General features: G+C 67.0%; 19 protein-coding genes. 1 reads left to right on the top strand and 18 read right to left on the bottom strand.

The features are described from left to right. The 16 genes from C167_RS0102605 to C167_RS0102530 all read right to left on the bottom strand — a co-directional run. Positions 1-966: efflux RND transporter permease subunit (locus C167_RS0102605; protein WP_026078757.1), on the bottom strand; the 966-nt coding region annotated here is incomplete at its 3' end. Beyond that, positions 963-2,438, bottom strand: a complete 1,476-nt coding sequence (locus tag C167_RS0102600; RefSeq protein WP_017516700.1) for an efflux RND transporter periplasmic adaptor subunit — start codon at positions 2,436-2,438, stop codon at positions 963-965. The genes C167_RS0102605 and C167_RS0102600, both read right to left, overlap by 4 nt. Beyond that, positions 2,435-3,709 (bottom strand): TolC family protein, encoded by a 1,275-nt coding sequence (locus C167_RS0102595; protein WP_419146523.1) that lies wholly within the window; start codon positions 3,707-3,709, stop codon positions 2,435-2,437. Before C167_RS0102595 ends, C167_RS0102600 begins: the two co-directional genes overlap by 4 nt. A 59-nt stretch (positions 3,710-3,768) precedes the next feature. After that, positions 3,769-3,948: a hypothetical protein gene (locus tag C167_RS35355; protein ID WP_327134139.1), complete on the bottom strand. Its 180-nt coding sequence runs from the start codon at positions 3,946-3,948 to the stop codon at positions 3,769-3,771. Positions 3,949-4,351: 403 nt separating this feature from the next. Further along, a complete protein-coding gene (locus C167_RS0102585) occupies positions 4,352-5,593 on the bottom strand; it encodes an acetyl-CoA hydrolase/transferase family protein (RefSeq protein ID WP_003159699.1) in 1,242 nt (413 codons plus the stop codon). A gap of 77 nt (positions 5,594-5,670) precedes the next feature. Then, positions 5,671-5,949, bottom strand: a complete 279-nt coding sequence (gene catC / locus C167_RS0102580; protein WP_003126459.1) for a muconolactone Delta-isomerase — start codon at positions 5,947-5,949, stop codon at positions 5,671-5,673. 15 nt (positions 5,950-5,964) lie between these two features. Next, entirely contained in the window at positions 5,965-7,263 is a 1,299-nt protein-coding gene (locus C167_RS0102575) for an MFS transporter (protein WP_017516697.1), read from the bottom strand. Between the two features lie 192 nt (positions 7,264-7,455). Then, positions 7,456-8,340 (bottom strand): acyl-CoA thioesterase, encoded by an 885-nt coding sequence (locus tag C167_RS0102570; protein WP_003126461.1) that lies wholly within the window; start codon positions 8,338-8,340, stop codon positions 7,456-7,458. A gap of 10 nt (positions 8,341-8,350) precedes the next feature. Then, on the bottom strand, positions 8,351-9,055 hold the full coding sequence (locus C167_RS0102565) for a 3-oxoacid CoA-transferase subunit B (RefSeq protein ID WP_003126462.1): 705 nt from the start codon (positions 9,053-9,055) through the stop codon (positions 8,351-8,353). A 2-nt stretch (positions 9,056-9,057) separates the two neighbouring features. Beyond that, the gene (locus tag C167_RS0102560; RefSeq protein ID WP_003126463.1) at positions 9,058-9,747 is read right to left on the bottom strand and encodes a 3-oxoacid CoA-transferase subunit A; all 690 of its coding nucleotides are present in this window, start codon (positions 9,745-9,747) and stop codon (positions 9,058-9,060) included. A 188-nt stretch (positions 9,748-9,935) separates the two neighbouring features. Next, complete coding sequence (locus C167_RS0102555) at positions 9,936-10,637, bottom strand: SDR family oxidoreductase (RefSeq protein WP_003126464.1); 702 nt, start codon at positions 10,635-10,637, stop codon at positions 9,936-9,938. A gap of 12 nt (positions 10,638-10,649) precedes the next feature. Then, the gene (locus tag C167_RS0102550) at positions 10,650-11,702 is read right to left on the bottom strand and encodes a cyclase family protein (RefSeq protein WP_003159700.1); all 1,053 of its coding nucleotides are present in this window, start codon (positions 11,700-11,702) and stop codon (positions 10,650-10,652) included. A 127-nt stretch (positions 11,703-11,829) separates the two neighbouring features. Then, positions 11,830-12,732 carry a LysR substrate-binding domain-containing protein gene (locus tag C167_RS0102545; protein WP_017516696.1) on the bottom strand — a complete coding sequence of 301 codons (903 nt, stop codon included), beginning with the start codon at positions 12,730-12,732 and terminating at the stop codon, positions 11,830-11,832. A gap of 139 nt (positions 12,733-12,871) precedes the next feature. Beyond that, complete coding sequence (locus tag C167_RS0102540) at positions 12,872-13,762, bottom strand: MBL fold metallo-hydrolase (protein WP_003126469.1); 891 nt, start codon at positions 13,760-13,762, stop codon at positions 12,872-12,874. 71 nt (positions 13,763-13,833) lie between these two features. Further along, positions 13,834-14,703: an alpha/beta fold hydrolase gene (locus C167_RS0102535; protein WP_003126471.1), complete on the bottom strand. Its 870-nt coding sequence runs from the start codon at positions 14,701-14,703 to the stop codon at positions 13,834-13,836. Positions 14,704-14,711: 8 nt separating this feature from the next. Then, positions 14,712-15,908, bottom strand: coding sequence for an acetyl-CoA C-acetyltransferase (locus tag C167_RS0102530; protein WP_003126472.1), 1,197 nt, complete (start codon positions 15,906-15,908; stop codon positions 14,712-14,714). Positions 15,909-16,199: 291 nt separating this feature from the next. Between C167_RS0102530 and C167_RS0102525 the strand changes: the two genes are divergently transcribed. Continuing rightward, positions 16,200-17,438 carry an OprD family porin gene (locus C167_RS0102525; protein WP_003126474.1) on the top strand — a complete coding sequence of 413 codons (1,239 nt, stop codon included), beginning with the start codon at positions 16,200-16,202 and terminating at the stop codon, positions 17,436-17,438. Positions 17,439-17,697: 259 nt separating this feature from the next. Here C167_RS0102525 and C167_RS0102520 read toward each other — a convergent pair whose 3' ends face one another. Both C167_RS0102520 and C167_RS0102515 read right to left on the bottom strand, forming a co-directional pair. Then, complete coding sequence (locus C167_RS0102520; RefSeq protein WP_003126476.1) at positions 17,698-18,513, bottom strand: HpcH/HpaI aldolase/citrate lyase family protein; 816 nt, start codon at positions 18,511-18,513, stop codon at positions 17,698-17,700. 11 nt (positions 18,514-18,524) lie between these two features. Continuing rightward, positions 18,525-19,025 (bottom strand): acyl-CoA dehydrogenase family protein (locus C167_RS0102515; RefSeq protein ID WP_017516695.1); only part of this gene is annotated, 501 nt, incomplete at its 5' end.

Here is a 19,025-nt window from a genome sequence, read left to right as displayed (position 1 = left end):
GACGATCTCCACGCCCTCGGGCAGGCTCTTCTTCAGCGACTCCAGCTTGTCCTTCACCCGTGCGATGGCTTCGCGGGCGTTCTTGCCGCTGCGCAGGACGATCACTCCGCCAACCGCTTCGCCTTCGCCGTCCAGTTCGCCGATGCCCCGGCGCACTTCCGGGCCGAGCTGGATGCTGGCGACATCGCCCAGGGTCACCGGGCTGCCGTTGGCGGCCAGGCGCAGGGGGATCGCGCGGAAGTCCGCGAGGGTCTTCAGGTAGCCCGAGGCGCGCACCATGAACTCCGCCTCGCCCAGTTCGAGCACGCCGCCGCCGGTTTCCTGGTTGGCCTTGCCGATGGCCTCGATCACCTGGCTCTGGGTAAGACCCAGGCTGGCCAGCCGCACCGGGTCGAGCAGCACCTGGTACTGCTTGACCATGCCACCGACGGTGGCAACTTCCGCAACATCAGGCACCGTCTTCAGTTCGAACTTGAGGAACCAGTCCTGCAGGGCGCGCAGCTGGGCGAGATCATGCCGGCCCGTGCGGTCCACCAGGGCGTACTGGTAGATCCAGCCGACGCCGGTGGCGTCCGGGCCGAGCGCCGTCTTCGCCGTGGGCGGCAGGCGCGACTGCACCTGGTTGAGGTACTCCAGCACCCGCGAGCGCGCCCAGTAGAGGTCAGTGCCATCCTCGAACAGCACGTAGACGAAGCTGTCGCCAAAGGAGGAAAAGCCGCGCACGGTTTTCGCGCCGGGCACCGACAGCATGGTGGTGGCCAGCGGGTAGGTGACCTGGTTCTCGACGATCTGCGGTGCCTGTCCCGGATAGCTGGTGCGGATGATGACCTGGACATCGGAAAGGTCTGGCAGGGCATCGACCGGTGTACTGCGTAGCGTCCAGACACCCCAGACGACAATGAACAGGGTAGCCAGCAGTACCAGGAAACGATTGGCCACCGACCAGCGTATGAGCTTCGCGATCATGGCTGTTGCTCCTGCTTGCGGACCTGTTCGATTACCAGGCCTGAGTCTCCCTGGCTGACACCGAAGCGAATGCGATCGCCAGGCTTCAGGCCGGCTGCCAGTTCAGGGCGAGCGAGTGCAAAGGTCATAGTCATTCCGGGCATGCCCAGGGTGTTGAACGGGCCGTGGCTGATGGTCAGACCCTGTGCGGTGATCTCCACGATGCGGCCGTCCGTTTCATGCACAGCAGGCACCGTCATCTTTGCCGGCGGCTCTTCGTTCGTGCGCGCTTCGATGCCTTTCAGGCTGGCTTCCGAGTCGATCAGGAACTGCCCGGAAGCGACCACCCGCTGGCCTTCGTCCAGACCTTGAAGTACGGCCACGAACCCATCGTTCTCCTGGCCGAGACGCACTTCCACCGGGCGGAACCGACCCTGGTCTTCCGCCAGCATCACAAGATTGCGCTTGCCGGTGCGGATCACCGCTTCGCTGGGGATCTGCAGCACATCGCTCTGGCCGGCAAGGTCGAGGCTGACCTGCGCGGTCATGCCGGGGCGCAGTTGTCCGTCCGGGTTGGGTAGCTCGATGCGCAAGCGCAAGGTGCGGCTCTGCTGGTCGTTCTCTGGGAGGATGCTCGTCAGGGTACCGGTCACCGGATGGCCCGGCAGCGCCGGCAGACGGGCATCGACCGACTGGCCGACCTTGAGTCCTGCGGCTTGCACCTCCGGCACAGCGGCCTCCAGCCAGACACGACCCAGGCCGTTGATCCTGGCCAGGGGGGCGCCAACGGCCAGTGTCATGCCGGGGCGCACCTCCAGCTCACGGATGACTCCTGCAAGCGGCGCGTTCAGGGTAGTTACAGGTTGGACTCTGCCGCTGCGCTCGATCTGCTGCACGAGTCCGTTCGGCATGCCGGCCAGCAGCAGGCGTTGTCGCGCCGCCGCCAGTAGCGACGGTTCGCCCGAATGGCGCAAGGCGATGAACTCTTCCTGCGCCGCCGCCCACTCTGGCACCAGCACATCGACCAAGGGGGCTCCGGCGGTCACCACGTCGCCCGGCGCAAGCGAATAGGTGCGCTCGACGAAGCCGCCGGCGCGCGCCTGCAGCACTGCCACATCACGATCATTGAAGGCCAGCACGCCAGTGACCTGCAGCGTGCGGTCAAGCGTGCCGCGGGTGACGCTGGCCAGGCGCACGCCGAGGTTCTGCTGGATGCCTGGCTCGATGCGCACAGCCGGTACACTCTCGGCGGCATTGGCAGCATCGGCGTACTTGGGCACTAACTGCATGTCCATGAACGGCGACTTGCCCGGCGCATCGAAGTGCTGCTGCGGGACCATCGGGTCGTACCAGTACAGCGGCTTGCGCTCCGGGGTGGCCGAGGCCAGCGGTGCCTGCGCCTGAGCCTGCCGGGCAAGCCAGTAGCCACCAGCGCCGCCGACGGCCAATGTGAGGATCAACAGCGCGGAGGTGTTCCAGGGGAAGCGGTTCATGCGCGTCCCTCCTCATAGGTGAAGTAGAGACGCGCGGCGACCTGTGCAAGGGAGCCTTGCAGGTCGATCTGTTTGAGCCGGGCCTCGACCAGTTGCTGGCGGGCACTCACTACCTCGTCGAGACCAAACTTGCCTGATCGGTAGCCGGCGGTGGCCAGGCGTACCTTCTCCTCGGCCAGCGGTACCAAGGTGCCGGTGCTGCGCTCGACGGCGCGTTGTAGCCGGCGGTATTCAGCCAAGTCGCCCTCCAGTGCCTGCTCGTGTTCGCGGGCCAGCGCCTCTCGCTCGGCCTCCAACTGCCTTACCTGGGCTCGTCGCGCGGCAATCTTCGGGGCCTGGCGGGTGCCGGTGAACAGCGGCAAGTCGAAACTAACCTGCAACGTCATCATGTCGCCGAACTCGCGGCCACGGCGCTGGTAATCCACTTCCCAGCTCCAGTCCGGTTTCTTCTCGGCTACGGCCTCGCGCACCAGGGCTTCGGCCTCGCGGGTCATCGGACCGTAGGCGGCAAGCTCGGGGTGCTGGTGCAACTGTTGCAGAGAGTGGGAGGGGTCGATGGACCAGTGCGGGAAGTCGCCGCTCAGCTCCTGGGAAGCATCCTGGCCAATCCAGCGTTTGAGCGCCGCCCGTGCCTGGGCTTCCTGGCGCAGCAGGTCGTCTTTCTGCTCGTCCAGCAGCGCGGCCTCCTGACGCGGAGCTACCGCATCGACTGTGCTTGCGCTCCCCCCGGCCAGACGTGCGCGGACGGTGGCGTCGAGCAGGCGGTTTTCGCGGTAAAAGTCGTCGAACATCGCCAGCTTGCGTTGCAGCGTATAGGTCGCGATCCAGGCCTGGGCCGAGGCGCTGCGGACCTTCAGGCGTTCCACGCCAGCTTCGGCATCGGCGCGTTCGATGGCGGCCTGGGCGGTCTCGACGCGGGCCTTGCGCTTGTCGCCGTTGGGCATCTCCTGCATCAGGCCGACCACCTGCATAGACATGTTGTCGCGCTGGGTGCTCCAGCGCTCGTCACCCTCGATGGGGACGTTCTGCAGACCAAGATTGAGCTTGGGATCGGGCAGCTCTCCGGCGGGGATGGCGGCGCTTCTCGCCGCCGAGATTTTCTCGTTCTGTGCGAGCAGGGAAGGAGCGTTGCGTTCAGCCAGCAGCAGGGCGTCGTCCAGTGACAGGGACGCAGCCTGTGCCGACCAGCCCGGCAGCAGCGCGAGCAGCAGCCAGCCGGGATGGAGTCGGACGTGAGTCACGATGAGGATTCCTCTGGAAAACCAGCGCATGAGCGCAATCCACCCGGCAGCCTTCAGGGCCGCGGGCAGGGTTCAGGTCGAGAGAGGAATCAGGCGCAGGGAGGTCGCCAGAGGTCTGCAGGTGCCTGGCTGAGCACTACATCGGTGTACGGCGAAGGCCGCGGGGGAGTGGCGACGGGATGGGCAGCTTTCAGGACGCTGACCTGCAACAGGCTGCTGGTCTTGCATTCCTGCCCACTCTTGCAGTCCTTCTTGCCATGCTGGGTCATCTTGCCCAAATCCTGGCAGCAGTCCTGATCCATACCCGCCATCTGGCCCATGCCCATGCTTTGCATCGGGCAGGGTTCAGTTGGCGCCTCGACTCTCGCCATCCCCGTGAGAGGAAGCGTGAGGCTAAGAAGCAAGACGATGAGCAATCGAAGGCGACGGATCATGGTAGGCAGTGTATTCAGACCTTTCTGAAGCGGCAACTGAATCCCAAACGGTGTGTATCAGTCTGTAGCCTGAATCTCTGAGGTCCGCTTTTGGCCGATAGCTGCCCTTGAGCGGCATGTGCGACGTACCAATCACAAGTACCCCCTCCAAGCATTGAGTTCTTCGCACTCGAGTGCTGGTCGTTGAAAGCTGGAATTGATCTCCAAATGCGCATCTCCAGATCCCACCAGGATCCGCTTACAACTGTGCTTCAAGCGCCGATCGATGCTGCGGGGCAGCGATTTTCAGCAGGCATTCCACACGCTGGCGCAGGTTCTTGCCGCGCAGGTCGGCGACGCCGTATTCGGTGACGATCAGCCCGGCATCACTGCGCGGGATGGTCACCGGGCCAGTTAGCCGGGTGACGATACGGCTGCTGGCGCCGGCCGTGGTGGGCAGGGCGATGATCGGCAGACCGCCGCGCGAGCGCGCCGCGCCGCGCAGGAAGTCCAGCGCGCCGCCCACTGCGCCAACGTAGCTGCCAGCGGCAACTTCGGAATTGACCTGGCCGGTGAGGTCCACTTCCACGGCGGAGTTAATCGCCACGAGCTGGTTCAGGCTGGCCAGCACATCGGCGTCGTGGGTGTAAGCAGTGGAGCGCAACTGGATCGCCGGGTTGTCGTGGGCAAACTCGTGGATCACCCGGCTGCCCAGCAGCACGCCGCCGATGCTCACGCCGCGGTCGCGGTTCTTGCGCGCATTGGTGATGACGCCAGCCTGCATCAGCTGCGCGACGCCATCGCCCAGACTGCCCGAGTGCACGCCCAGGTCGCGGTGCTGGCGCAGCGCGCCGAGCACGGCGTCGGGAATGGCGCCGATGCCCATCTGCAGGGTAGCGCCGTCCTCGATCAGCTCGGCGATGTGCGCGGCGATGCGGACATCGGCCTCGCGGATGCGCGCGGGCGGATTCTCCAGCGGTGGGCGGTCGGTGTAGAGGATGGCGTCGAGGTCTTCGCTGCCCAGCGTGCGTTCGCCAAAGGTGCGCGGCGCCTGCTGGTTCACCTCGGCGATCACCACCCGCGCGCGGTCCAGCGCGGGCAGCAGGTATTCGTGGGCGATGCTCAGACTGTAGCGGCCATTGACGTCCGCCGGGGCCAGTTGCAGCAGGAGGACGTCGATGCGCAGGGCGCCAGTCTCGATCATCGCCGGCAGCTGCGAATAGTGGCAGGGCAGGATGTCGAGCACCCCGGCGTTGGCCAGCTCGCGGTTGGCGCCGGCGCCGCAGTACGCGAGCAGGTCGATGTGGTCGGCGTGCTCGGGCCGGCAGGTGGCGTTGTTGGCGATGCCGAGCATCACCCGGAAGCGGCCGATGCGCGCGCGCTGCGCCATCAGTGCCGCGGTCAGCGGCAGGGGCTCGGCGTTGGCCTGGCCCCAGAGCACGGTGTCGCCGGGGCGGATCAGCTCACTGAGGTCGAACGCATCCGCTTGCAGCAGTTTCATGGCCGCATCCTGAATAGTCGGGGAGGAAAGGCTGCGGCGGCCCATGGCGGGCCGCCGCGCAACGCTTGAGCCAAGGCTCAGACGATGGAGGAGGGGTGCTTCGCCAGCGGGGTGACCTGGATGGTCATGAACGGGAACAGCGGCAGGCTGGAGAGCAGCGCATGCAGCTCGTCATTGCTCTCGACGTCGAACACGCTGATGTTCGAGTACTGGCCGACGACGCGCCACAGGTGCGGCCATTTCCCCGAGCGCTGGATGTCGGTGGCGCGGGCCTTCTCGGCGGCCTTGATCGCCTCGACTTCGTCGCTGGGAATGTCGCGGGGAATGTTCACGTCCATTTTTACGCAGTACAGCATGGTGGTTCCTCGGGTTCAGGATTTGCTTTGGGACAGCTGGGCGCTGCCGGAGGCTTGCGGCTCGTCGTCGTTCAGGGCCTTGGCGTCGACGTCCTGCAGGCGCACGCCACGGGTTTCCGGGAGCAGCAGCACGGCAGTGACGGACAGCGCGTAGGCCACCAGGCAGAAGGTGCCGATGGACTGGGCCAGGCCGAGCTTCTCGGAGAGCACGCCGACGCCGGCGATGGACAGCGCGCCGAGGGATTTGCCCAGGTTGTAGGAGAAGCCCATGCAGGTGGTGCGTACGTGGGTGGGGAAGAGCTCGCTGAGGAACGGGCCGAGCACCGCGAAGATGCCGGTGGCGAAGGCGCCCACCGGGAAGGCCATGACCATCAGCAACTCGGTGCTCATCGGCACCAGCATGTAGACCACGGTGAAGATCCACGCGCCGACGCTGAACAGCAGCAGGGCGGGACGGCGGCCGTAGCGGTCGGCGATCCAAGCGGTGACCATGAAGCCGGCGAAGGCGCCCGCGCACATGATCAGCATGGTGAAGATCACCGGGCCGGGCTTGAGGCCCCGCTCGGAGACCATCAGCGTCGGCAGCCAGGCCATGATGGTGTAGGCGGCAGCTTGCAGGCCGGTGACCAGCACGGCGGCGAGCAGGGTCAGGCGGATCACCGCGGGACGGAAGGCCGACAGCATCGAGGCCTTTTCCTCGACCTTGGCGGTGGCCTGCTGGTAGATCTCCGGATCCTTGACGTGACGGCGGATGAACAGCACGAAGCCGGCCGGAATCACGCCGACCCAGAACGCTACGCGCCAGGCCAGGTCCTGCGGCAGCCAGGCGAGCAGGCCGGTCATGATCACCGCGGCGCCCGCCCAGCCGAGGGCGAAGCCGCTCTGCACGAAGCCCAGCGCCTTGCCACGGTGTTCGGGACGGATGACCTCGGCCATCAGCGCCGCGCCCACCGCCCATTCACCGCCAAAGCCCAGGCCTTGCAGGGTGCGGATCACCAGCATCTGCTCGTAGCTCTGGGCGAAGCCGGCGATGAAGCCGAACAGGGTGAACCAGCAGATGGTGAAGATCAGGATGCGTACGCGGCCATAGCGGTCGCTGAGGATGCCGGCGATCCAGCCGCCCAGGGATGCCGAGAGCAGCGCGGCGGTGCCGACCACGCCGGCCTCGCCCTTGGAGATCTGCCAGACCGCCATCAGCGCCGGCAGCAGGAAGCTGAACATCTGCGCGTCGTAGGTATCCAGCGCCCAGCCGGAGAAGCAGGCCCAGAAGGTCTTGCGCTCCTGGCGCGAGCCAGTCTTGTACCAGTCGAACATGGTGATTACCGTCCTTATTGTTATTGGGTGTCGGTTCGTGGCGGGGCCACGATTGCAGCGTTTGGGTGATGCTCGTCTTGCGAGCTGACCGCCAGGCGGGCGGGGTGTCAGTTCGTGGAACGAGCATGCGGCAGATTGCTTCGCGCGCCCATTTGCCTTTGCGAAAGCCTGCCTTTCGATCGTGCTAAGCGGTCAGTCGGTCCTCGGCGAAGTCAGCAGGTCCTGGGCCAGGCTGGCCACCAGGCGCCCGTCGCGGCGGTAGATGTGCGCCTGCGCCAGGCCGCGCCCGGCAAGGCCTCGGCTGGCGTTGCTGACGAACAGCAGCCAGTCGTCGCAGGCAGGCTCCGGGGTGTGGAACCACAACGTGTGGTTGAGGTTGGCGACGTAGTGGTGCTGCCAGGCGTCGCCGCCTTGAGCCGGCGGCGCGAGGCCGATGTGCAGCCAGCAGTCGGAGAGGTAAGCCAGGGCCGCATGTTGCAGGCAGCGTTCGGCGGTCAGCGGTTGCAGCAGGCGGACCCAGTAGAGGATTTCGCTGGGTGGCGCCGCGCCGTCGAAATATGCCTGGGGATCGACCAGGCGAATGTCCAGCAGCGGCTGCCCGGTGAAGCGCACCTGCAAGGCGTCGGCCTGGCCGGGGTAGCGCTCGGCCAACTGGCGCAGGTCCGGCAGGCTTTCCGGGGCGGGCACGGGGCGTTCCAGGCGTGGTATGGGTTCCTGCGGTTCGCCCGGCGTCTGGAAGGTCACATGGGCGCTGAGCACCAGCGCCGTACCCTGCACGCCATAGACGTGGCGGGTGGAAAAACGCCGGCCATCCTGCAATGCCTCGACCTTGTATTCGAGCGCATCCGTGGGCCGGGCGCCTTGCAGGAAGGTCGCCTGCAAGGTGCTGGGCACGCGTTGCGGCGTGGTCCGGGCGGCGGCCCAGAGCGCCTGGCCGAGCAGTTGCCCGGCATAGATGCGACCGTTGACGTTGCGGTCATTGACCGTGCTGCGGAAGGTGTCCTGCGGCCCGTCTTCCAGGCTCAGCAGTTCCGTCAGGTCGCCCTGGTCCCAGGCTCTGGAATGGTGGTTGGCCATGGCGGCGACCTCAGGCGGAGCTGCCCAGGACGCGCTCGGCGCTTGGGCTCAGGGCGCGCGCGGGGCGGTCGGGCAGGGTGGAAAAATCCAGTGGGATCGGCGTGACCGCCTGTAGCGTCTCGGCCGTGGTTTCGCCCACCAGTTCGAGGACCTGCACGCCTTCGGCGGTGATCTCCAGGGTGGCCAGGTCGGTGTAGACGCGGCTGACGCAGCCGATCCCGGTGAGCGGATAAGTGCAGCGCTCGATCAGCTTGCTTTCGCCGTTCTTGGCCAGGTGCTCCATCATCACGAAGATGCGCTTGGCGCCGATGGCCAGGTCCATCGCGCCGCCAACGGCGGGAATCGCATCCGGCGCGCCGGTGTGCCAGTTGGCGAGATCACCGTTGGCCGCGACCTGGAAGGCGCCGAGCACGCATATGTCCAAGTGGCCGCCGCGCATCATGCCGAAGGAGTCAGCGTGGTGGAAAAACGCCGCACCCGGCGCCAGGCTGATCGGCTCCTTGCCGGCGTTGATCATGTCCCAGTCTTCCTCGCCGGGCTTGGCCCCGGTCCAGCGGCCGAGCACGCCGTTCTCGCTGTGCAGGAAGATGTCCTTGTCCGCCGGCAGGTGGTTGGCCACCAGCGTGGGCAGGCCGATGCCGAGGTTGACGTAGGCGCCTTCGGGGATGTCGCGGGCCACGCGGGCGGCCATGGCGTTGCGGGTCTGTTTGTCCATGTTCAACCTGCCTGGCGCTGATCGGCGGCGGCGCTGCGCTGCACGATGTGTTTGACGAAGATGCCGGGGGTGACCACGTGTTCCGGGTCGATTTCGCCCAGTTCGCAGACGCGGCCCACCGAGGCGATGGTGTGGCGCGCGGCCATGGCCATCACCGGGCTGAAGTTGCGCGCGGTCTTGCGGTAGGTGAGGTTGCCCCAGCGATCGCCGAGCTCGGCATTGATCAGCGCGTAGTCGACGTGGATCGGCGACTCCAGCACGTAGTGGCGGCCGTCGATGAGGCGGGTTTCCTTGCCCTCGGCCAGCAGGGTGCCGTAGCCGGTGGGGGTGAAGAAGCCGCCGATGCCGCAGCCGGCAGCGCGCAGGCGTTCGGCGAGATTGCCCTGGGGGACGATTTCCAGCTCGATCCTGCCGGCGCGGTACAGCTCCTCGAAGACGTGGGAGCCGACCATGCGCGGGTAGGAGCAGAGAATCCGGCGCACCTGGCCGGCCTTGAGCAGGGCAGCCAGACCGGTGTCGCCCTGGCCGGCGTTGTTGCTCACCAGGGTGAGGTCGCGTGCGCCCTGGGCGATCAGCGCGTCGATCAGGTCCTCGGGCATCCCGGCGCCGCCGAAGCCGCCCACGGCGATGGTCGCGCCGTCGGGAATCTCGGCCAGCGCCTGGGCGGCGCTGGGGCAAAACTTGTCGATCATGACTGCGGGTCCTTTGTCGTTTTTATCGCGGACGGACGCGGCTTTCGAAAGCCCTCATCGCCCCTGGAAACCAGCTTGCCAGTGCGTCTGGAGGGCCACAATTTCAGTCTGCGGAAGGGGCGTTTAACCGCCGGTTAAGAGGGCGCGCCGGCCTTGTGCGGTGCGGGCTGGCGCACTTTGGTAGGGGCTCAGACGGCGGCCACGCCGACGGTCATACCGCCGCAGACGTAGAGCACCTGGCCGGTGACGAAACCGGCGCGCTGATCGAGGAAGAACGACGCGGCCTGGGCGATGTCGTCCGGCATGCCGAGGCGCTTGACCGGCACACTGTCGATGATCGCCTGGGTACGCGGGCTGTCCGGCGGGTTGGCGCGCTCGAACAGTTCGGTGCGGATCGGCCCCGGCCCGATGGCGTTGGCGGTGATGCCGTGGCGGCCCAGTTCCAGCGCCCAGACGCGGGTCATGCCCAGCAGCCCGGCCTTGGTGGCGGCATAGGCGGTACGCAGTTCCTTGCCCAGCGCGGCGCGCGAGGACATGTTGAGGATGCGCCCGAAGCCCGCTTCCTTCATGCCCGGCAGCAGCGCCTGCATGCACTGCAGCGAGCAGCGCACATTCAGCGCCCACACCCGCTCCAGTTCCTCGAAGCTCTGCTCGTCCGCCGGGTTGGGGCAGACCATGCCGACGTTGTTCACCAGGCGGGTGATCGGCCCGTCGGCCAGGGCCTGTTGCAGCGCGGCGGCGGTGGCGGCGGTGTCGGTGAGGTCGGCGATCAGGCCGTCGCCGATGCGGTCGATGATCACCGGCTCATAGCCGTTCTCGCGGCAGCGTTGGGCGATGGCGGCGCCGATACCGGAGGCGCCTCCGGTGATGAGTACGCGTTCTTTGGGCACGTTGGAACTCCGTCAGACGGTGGCGATGGGATTGAGCGGCGCGCCGACGGCGCCGGGCAGGCGCAGCGGCGGGGCGGTGAGCAGGAAGCGGTTGCGGCCGTTGGCGCGCAGCCAGTTGGCCAGCGGCGTGAGGTGCCACAGTTCGCCCAGGTGTACGCCGAGCTTGAACAGGCAGTGGTGGTGCAGCGGCATCACCGAGCAGCAGTCGCCGGCGTGGCCGGCGGGGAAGATTTCCACCGAGTAGTTGTCGGCGGCGATGGCCACCAGGTTGCTGTCGGTGATCCAGTTCAGCAGGCGGCTGTCGTTGCCATCGAGCACGGCGGCCAGGCGCTCCAGCACTGCCGGGTCGGGGTTGCGGTTCATCCCCAGCAGGGCTTCGGCGTAGCCGGTGTGCAGGCAGACGATGTCACCGGCCTCTACTTCCACGCGGTCGGCTTCGAGCACGCGCATCAGTTCGTCGTAGCCGATGTGCGTGCGGTCGAGGCCGAAGTGGTGGTGCAGGTCGATCATCACGCCGCGGCCCTGCACGCAGGTCTCGGCCATCCGCTCGATGCCCAGGGCGTGAGCGCAGGAGGTGCTGTGGGGCTTGATCGCGCCGGCGATGCCGCAGTCTTCCAGTGCGCTGGGGCCTTCGACGTCGCCGCCGGCGCTGAAGCCGTTGTAGTACAGCGGCTCGGGTACGCCGTCATCGTTGGCGTCGAACAGCGCACCGACGTGGGAGAGCGCATCCCATTGTGTGGAGTACTGCAGGTGGAGGATCGCCAGGTCGTCGCTGAGCACGTCGGGGCGGCCTTCCTGGATCCACTGGTACTGGTAGTTCATGTTGACGCCGCCCTTGCGCAGCAGCGGGCGCAGGATCGGCGGCAGGCGGTTGACGTTCATCGCGTTGCCGCCGGGGTAGTCCAGCGGCAGGCTGAGGCAGAAGGCCAGGCCTTCGCGCACTTCGGCGATGCCCTGCAGCACCTTTTCCGGCGTCAGCAGGTTCAGCCGGCCCCTCTGGTCGTCGGGGCCGAAGTCGCCCCAGTTGGAGCCCTCGGGGCGTTTCTTCCAGCGTGGTTCGGCCATGGTCGATGGTCCTTGTTCTTATAGGTGGCGGGTCGCCCGGGATGGCGGCGCGTCCATGTGCTGCAAGGCTCCCAGACTCGTTGGAGGCGGACAATTGGCCTCTTTGGAAGGCGGCTTTAACGCAGGGTTAAGCTGCGCGGTAGCAGTCGATCAGGCTGTCGGCGAAGTCGCGGGCGAAGGCCGAGAGGCCGTCGAAATCCTGCGCGCAGAGCTGGAAGGTGCGCACCGCCCAGGGGTCGAGCAGCTTGCACGAGCCGATCTTCTGGCTGCCCTTGAGGCGCTCGAAACCGGCCTGGGGCACGATGGCGATGCCGGCACCGGCCTCGACCATGCGGAAGATCGCGTCGGAGCTGGCGACCTGCACGCGGATGGTCAGCGGGATGTGCAGCGCCGAGGCGGCGCGGCTGAGGAAGACATGGATGGCGCTGCCTTCGAGCAGCGAGACGAAGGCGTATTGCAGCGCCTCCTTGAAATGTACCTCGCCGCCTTCGAGGATCGGGTGGCCTTCCGGGGCGATGACCATCAGCCGACTGCTCACCAGCGGTACGCTCTGCAGCCCGTCGGTGACCACGCTGCCGGAGACGATGCCCAGGTCCGCGCTGCCATCGCGGATGCAGCGCACGATGTCGTCGGAAAGGCGCTCGCGCATGTCGATGTGCACGTCGGGGTGGGTCTTGAGGTATTCGCCCACCACCGGCGGCAGGTACTCGGTGATCGCGGTGGTGTTGGCCAGCAGGCGCAGCTGGCCCTTGAGGCCTTCGGCGTACTGCTGCAGGTCGCCGGTGAGCATCTCCAACTGGGAGAGGATGATGCGCGCGTGCTGCAGGTAGGTCTTGCCGGCGTTGGTCAGCGTCACGCCCTGGGGCGAGCGCTCCAGCAGACGCATGCCGAGGTTGTCCTCGAGGTTCTTGATGCGGTTGCTGGTGGCCGGTACGGAGAGGAAGGAGCGCTCCGCGCCGCGGGTGAGGCTGCTGGTTTCCGCGATGTTGATGAACAAGCGGAAATCCGTGATATCGAAATGCATCGCCATGGTCAGGTACTTCTTGCCAAGTGGTATATCACGGTACTGGCTGGCGAATAGCCTGCATAGACGGCATTCGTCGGTCCGGCACCGTTCTGGTAGCCCACGCCCGCGCACATCCAGGCGTGCGCGGGCGCAGGCCACCGGCTCACCAGTGGGCCGCTTCGAAGGCGAAACCCGAGCCCTGGCGGCGGATGAAGCCGCAGTGTGGTTCGCCGAAATGCACCGGCAGGATCAGTGCGCCGGAGTCGGCCGCGTCGTTGAGGAAGGCCAGACGCGTCTGACGGGCGGTGTCTTCCCAGATGCAGTAGCCGGAGTTGATCTCCGGGCGGACGATCTGCACCGGGCTGTGCAGGATGTCGCCGCAGAAGATGCCTTCCTCGCCGCCGGAGCGCACCTTGAAGATCACCTGGCCGGGGCTGTGGCCGGGTGCCGCCTGCACTTGCAGGCAGTCGGCGATTTCCTCGCCGGGCAGCATCATCTTCGCCAGGCCCGCATCGACGATGGGCATCACGCTGTCGAAGAAGGATTCGCCGAACACATCGATGACGCCGCCTTCCTTGTTCTTGCCCTGGTGGCAGAAGTCGAAGTCGTCCTTGGGGAAGTGGTAGGTGGCGTTGGGGAAGGTCGGTTCCCAGCGGCCATCCTTCCAGGTGGTGTTCCAGCCCACATGGTCGGAATGCAGATGAGTGATCACCACGTGGGTGACTTTCTCCGGCGGCGCGCCGGCGGCGATCATCCACTCGCGTACCAGGCCGTTGAGCATGTTCATCCGCGCGATGCCCGGGCGCGGCTTGAAGTTGCCGACGCCGGTGTCGATCACCACGATCTCGTTGCCCACGTGCACGATCCAGAACTGGATGGTGACGATGAGCTTGTTCATGTGCTCGATCCAGTGGTTGGGTGCCATCAGCTCGCGATGGTCCGTGAGCACGCTCGGGTCCATCTGCGGGAAGAGGAAGGCCGGGTCGTGGGTTGGGCCGGCGTACTCGAGAATGCGGGTGACCTTGATGTCACCGATCATGCGCGACTGCATCATGGGACGGGATTCCTCATTGTTGTTCTTGGGTTGAATGTTCGGCTGTCACGGCAGGCCGTGCACGGTGTTCCTCAGGCCGCGTGGCCGGCAGCGCCGACGCGGTGTTCCGGCTGGGCGATGAAGTCCCGGTAGACCGCCGCTCCGCTTTGTCCGTCGCACAGGTAACCGCGCACCAGCGCCGCCACCAGGCGGGGGCTTTGCAACGGCATGAAATGCCCGGAGGCTACCGGCAAAGCTTCGATCTGTGCGGCGAAACCGGCCAGGCGGTCGATCTCCGCGGGTGGCCTCAGCGCGTCGTATTCACCGGCGACGAACAGCGTGCGCGGCGGAAGGCGGGGCAGATCCGCTTCCAGTTCCAGCCCGGAGAGCATCGCGAAGGTGGCGGCGAAGCCCTGCGGATCGGCGGCGCGCCAGCGCAGGCGGAAGGCCTCGAAGGTGTCGGCATCGGTGCGCAGCGGCTCCGGCCAGGTTTTTTCCAGCAGGGCGGGGACCAGTTCGCCCAGGCCTTCTTCGCGCAGGGCTGCGGCGCGTTGCCGGGTAGCGTCGCGAGCGGCGGCCGGCACGCCACAGGCCGGGGCGAGGGCGACCAGTTGCTTGCAGCGCTGCGGATGCCGGGCGGCGAAGCGAATGGCGATGGCGGCGCCCACGGCGACCCCCATCAGTGCCACCGGCACATCGATGGCCAGCGTATCGAGTAGCGCAGCCAGGTCGGCGACGTGGGCGTCGATTTCCAGCGCGCCGGGGATTTTCTCCGACAGGCCGGCGCAGCGGGTGTCGTAGCGCAGCAGCGTCAGCTCGCCGTAGAGCGTGGAGCACAGCCCGTCCCAGCTTTCCAGGCTGCCGCCCATTTCGTGCACCAGCACCAGCACCGGGGCGTCAGCGCGGCGCGCTGGCAGCAGCTGGTAGCGCAGGGCCGTCTGGTTGACTTCGATCCAGTTCATGGTTGGCCTCACACGCGCTCGAACAGCGCCGCCAGGCCCTGGCCGCCGCCGATGCACATGGTCTCCAGGCCGTAGCGCGAGCCGCGGCGCTGCATCTCGTGGAGCAGGGTAGTCATGATGCGCACCCCGGTGGCGCCGATCGGGTGGCCGAGGGAGATGCCCGAGCCGTTGACGTTGACCCGCTCGTCGTTCTCCAGGCCCCAGGCCTTGAGCACGGCCAGGGCCTGGGCGGCGAAGGCTTCGTTGACTTCGATCAGGTCCATTTCCGCCAGCGTGCGCTGGGTGCGTTGCAGCAGCTTCTCCACTGCCGGCACCGGGCCGATGCCCATGCGCGCCGGTTCGCAGCCGGCAGCCGCCCAGTCCACCAAACGGGCGATGGGCTCCAGGCGATGGCGTTCGGCGTACTCGCGCGAGACCACTAGGCAGGCCGCCGCCGCATCGTTCTGCTGGCTGGAGTTGCCGGCAGTGCAGACCCCCTCGGGCAGCAGCGTGCGCAGACCGGCCATGCCGTCCAGGCTGGCCTCCTGGCGGATACCTTCGTCCATCGACACCACGGTCTGGCTGCCGCGCTTGCCCGGTACGGTCACCGGCACCACTTCATTGGCGAAGCGGCCCTCGCGCCAGGCGCTGGCGGCGTTCTGGTGGCTGCGCACGGCGAAGCGGTCGGCCTCCTCGCGGCTGATGGCGTAATCGCGGGCCAGGTTCTCGGCGGTCTCGGGCATGCCGGAAATGCGCCCGAAGCGCTCCTGCGGCTGCGAGCGTTCGCGGCCGCGCTCCAGGCGGTCGTGGAACTTCACGCTGCCGGCGCGGGCGCCCCAGCGCATGTCGGTGCTGTAGTACTCGATGTTGCTCATGCTCTCCACGCCGACTACCAGCACCGCCTGGGCGGCACCGGTCTGCACGTGCATCGCCGCGTCGATCACTGCCTGCAGGCCGGAGCCGCAGCGGCGGTCGAGTGTGTAGCCGGGCACTTCCACCGGCAGGCCGGCGGCGAGGGCGGCGTAGCGGCCCATGCAGGGTGCCTCACTGGAGGCGTAGGACTGCGCCACGATCACTTCGTCCAGCGTTGCCGGGGGAATGTCCACCCGTTGCAGCAGTGCATGGATGATGCCGGCGGCGAGCTGGTCGGCGCTCAGCGCGGCGAGGGCACCGCCGAACTTGCCGATGGGGGTTCGCAGGGGGGAAACGATCAGCGCGTCGTGCATGGGGTCGGCCTTGTTCCTGGAGTTGGCGGGTGGGGCAGGGGAATGCCGGCCAGCATGGGCAAGGCGGCGCGGCACGGGAATTTCGCATCTCGAAAGCCCGCCTTCGACATTGCTTAAGTCGCCGCGCCCGCCTGGGCTGCGCGGCGCTCTTCGTTTTCCTGAAACGGCTCCTTAAGCAAAACCCAATACCTGTCCGTGTCTGCGCCTTTGCATCCTTCTGCGCACCCCGGCGTTCCCCCTCCGGGTCGTTTCCCGTTTCGCAGAACAACAACAACCAACACGGATACTTCCATGCACAATCCCTCCCTGGCGCAGCTCTTCGGTCTGCTTGCGCTGCCTCCCGCGCTGGCGCTGCCGGCACTGGCCCATGCCGATTTCATCAAGGACAGCAGCGTCAACCTCACGCTGCGCAACATCTATTTCAACCGTGATTTTCGCCAGGACAACGCTCCACAATCCAAGCGCGAAGAGTGGGCCCAGGGCTTCATGTTCAGCGCCAAGTCCGGCTACACCGAAGGCACCGTGGGCGTGGGGCTGGAGCTCTACAGCGCGCTGGGTCTGAAGCTGGACTCCTCCGATGCGCGCGCCGGCACCGGCCTACTGCCCAACCGCTTCGGCGACTCCGGGCCGGGCAGCTACAGCGACCTCTCCGGCGTGGCGAAAATGAAGATCGCCAAGACCGAGCTGAAGGTCGGCGGCTTCACCCCCAAGATACCGGTGCTGCTCTCCAGCGATGCGCGCCTGCTGCCGCCGATCTACAACGGCGCGACCCTGAGCTCCACCGAGATCGACAACCTGACCCTGGACCTGGGGCGTTTCGACAAGGTCAACTTCCGTAACTCCAGCGGCAACCACGACGAGATTCTCGCCGGCAACTACGGCGTCAGCGGCGATCACTTCGACTACTTCGGCGCCACCTACGCCTTCTCGCCGACGGTCAACGTCGCCTACTGGCGTGCCGAACTGCAGGACGTCTACCAGCAGAACTACCTGGGCTTCCAGGGCAGCCGCAAGGCCGGCGACTGGGTGCTCAGCGCCAACGTGGGCTACTTCGATTCTTCCGAGAATGGCGCAGCCCGTGGCGGCGACATCGACAACGGCCTGACCACCGCGATGCTCTCGGCCAACTACGGCGCGCAGACCTTCCGCGTCGGCTACCAGGACAACAGCGGCGACAGCCCCTTCCCGTACCTGCAGGACGCCGATACCTACGGCGCCAACGTGGTGCAGATCCTCGATTTCACCCGCGCCCGCGAGACCTCCTGGCAGCTGCGCCACGACCTCGACTTCGCTGCATTCGGCGTGCCCGGCCTGGTCATGATCAACCGCTATATCCGTGGCGATGGCTACGAGATCGGCGGCCAATCCGGCAAGGAATGGGAACGCAACCTGGACATCACCTACGTGGTGCAGAGCGGCCCGATGAAGAACTTCGGCGTGCGCTGGCGCAACGCCACGGTGCGCTCCGATGGCGCCGGCGAGCTGGACGAGAACCGCCTGATCCTCTCCTACACGCTGCCGCTCAAGTGAGTCGCGGGCGTTCGTCTTCCACAAGAAGACGCGCGCCCGGTTCGCCGGCCTTCAGCGGCCGGTGACGACATCCGGTCCGTGGAGCATCCGCCACGGCAACCGGATTTTCCGGGGGCAACCCCAAGGTGGTAAACGCACGCCCGGTCTCCACGATGGACCGGGCGTTCGCGTTGGTGGCAGATGTCTCGCCGCGCAGACGACAGACGACAGACGAAAAAAAGCCGGTCACGAAGGGCCGGCGAATGCGAGGTTGCTGTCCTCAGTCGTGCAGCGCGAGCAGGCGTCGTGCGCGTTCTATCACCGGCGCGTCGACCATCTGGCCGTCCAGCTGGAACGCGCCATTGCCGCGCGCCGCGCCGACGATCTTCTGCGCCCAGTCCAGCTGCTCGCGGGTCGGCGCCAGCGACTGGTGTACGCCCAGGACCTGCCGTGGGTGGATGCAGAGCATGCCGGCGAAGCCGGCATCGCGGGCGTCGCGGGCAAAGCGCGAAAGGCCGTCGAGGTCGGCGATGTCGGGAAACACCGTGTCCAGCGGCGCGGCGAGACCGGCCAGGCGGGTTTGCAGCAGTAGCTCGTAGCGCACCTGGTCGAGCAGCCGCGCGGCGGCTGCGCTGCCGGCGCTCATGCCCAGGTCCAGGCACAGGTCCAGCCCGCCGAAGGTGAGGCGCTGCACACCGGGCACCCGCGCTATTTCCGCCAGCGCTGCCAGCCCCGGAGCGCTTTCGATGATGGGTAGCAGCGGCTTGCCGATAGCGGCGGCGTTGACCACTTGCTCCACGCTTTCCGCCTTGGGCAGCAGGATGCCGAGCACGCCGGGGTGGCGGCAGAGTTCCAAGTCGTCGTTGTGCTCCAGGTGTCCGGCCATGTTCACCCGTACCCAGACGCCGGCCTCGGAGTGTGCATCGAGGAAGGCGCGCAGGTGCTCGCGCGCCTGCGCCTTGGCGGACGCCTGCACGGCGTCCTCCAGGTCGACGATAACCGCGTCGGCGCCGCTGGCCAGAGCCTTGGCGAAACGCTCCGGGCGGTCGCCGGGCACGAACAGCGCGCTGCGCAGTTTTTCCAGGGGCCTATCCATGACGGTCCTCCTCAGAAAGAGCGCGGCAGTTCGAGCAGGTGCTCGGCCACGTAGGAGAGGATCAGGTTGGTGGAGATCGGCGCCACCTGGTAAAGACGGGTCTCGCGGAACTTGCGTTCAACGTCGTACTCGTTGGCGAAGCCGAAGCCGCCGTGGGTCTGCAGGCAGGCGTTGGCCGCTTCCCAGCTGGCCTTGGCCGCCAGGTACTTGGCCATGTTGGCGGCGGCGCCGGCGTTCTGGCCGCTGTCGTATTCCTCGCAGGCGCGCCAGCGCATCAGGTCGGCGGCCTCGATCTCGATGTGCGCCTCGGCGATAGGGAACTGCACACCCTGGTTCTGCCCGATGGACCGGCCGAACACCACGCGGTCGCGGGCGTACTGCGCGGATTTCTCGGTGAACCAGCGGCCATCGCCGATGCACTCGGCGGCGATCAGCGTGCGCTCGGCGTTGAGGCCGTCGAGGATGTACTTGAAGCCCTTGCCCTCTTCGCCGATCAGGTGGCCGGCGGGGAT

It is taken from the genome of Pseudomonas nitroreducens TX1, assembly GCF_000313755.1.
Taxonomy (GTDB): Bacteria; Pseudomonadota; Gammaproteobacteria; order Pseudomonadales; family Pseudomonadaceae; genus Pseudomonas; species Pseudomonas nitroreducens_A.
Note: the sequence above shows the minus strand (reverse complement) of the source record. Positions and strands in the feature narration are given on the sequence as shown.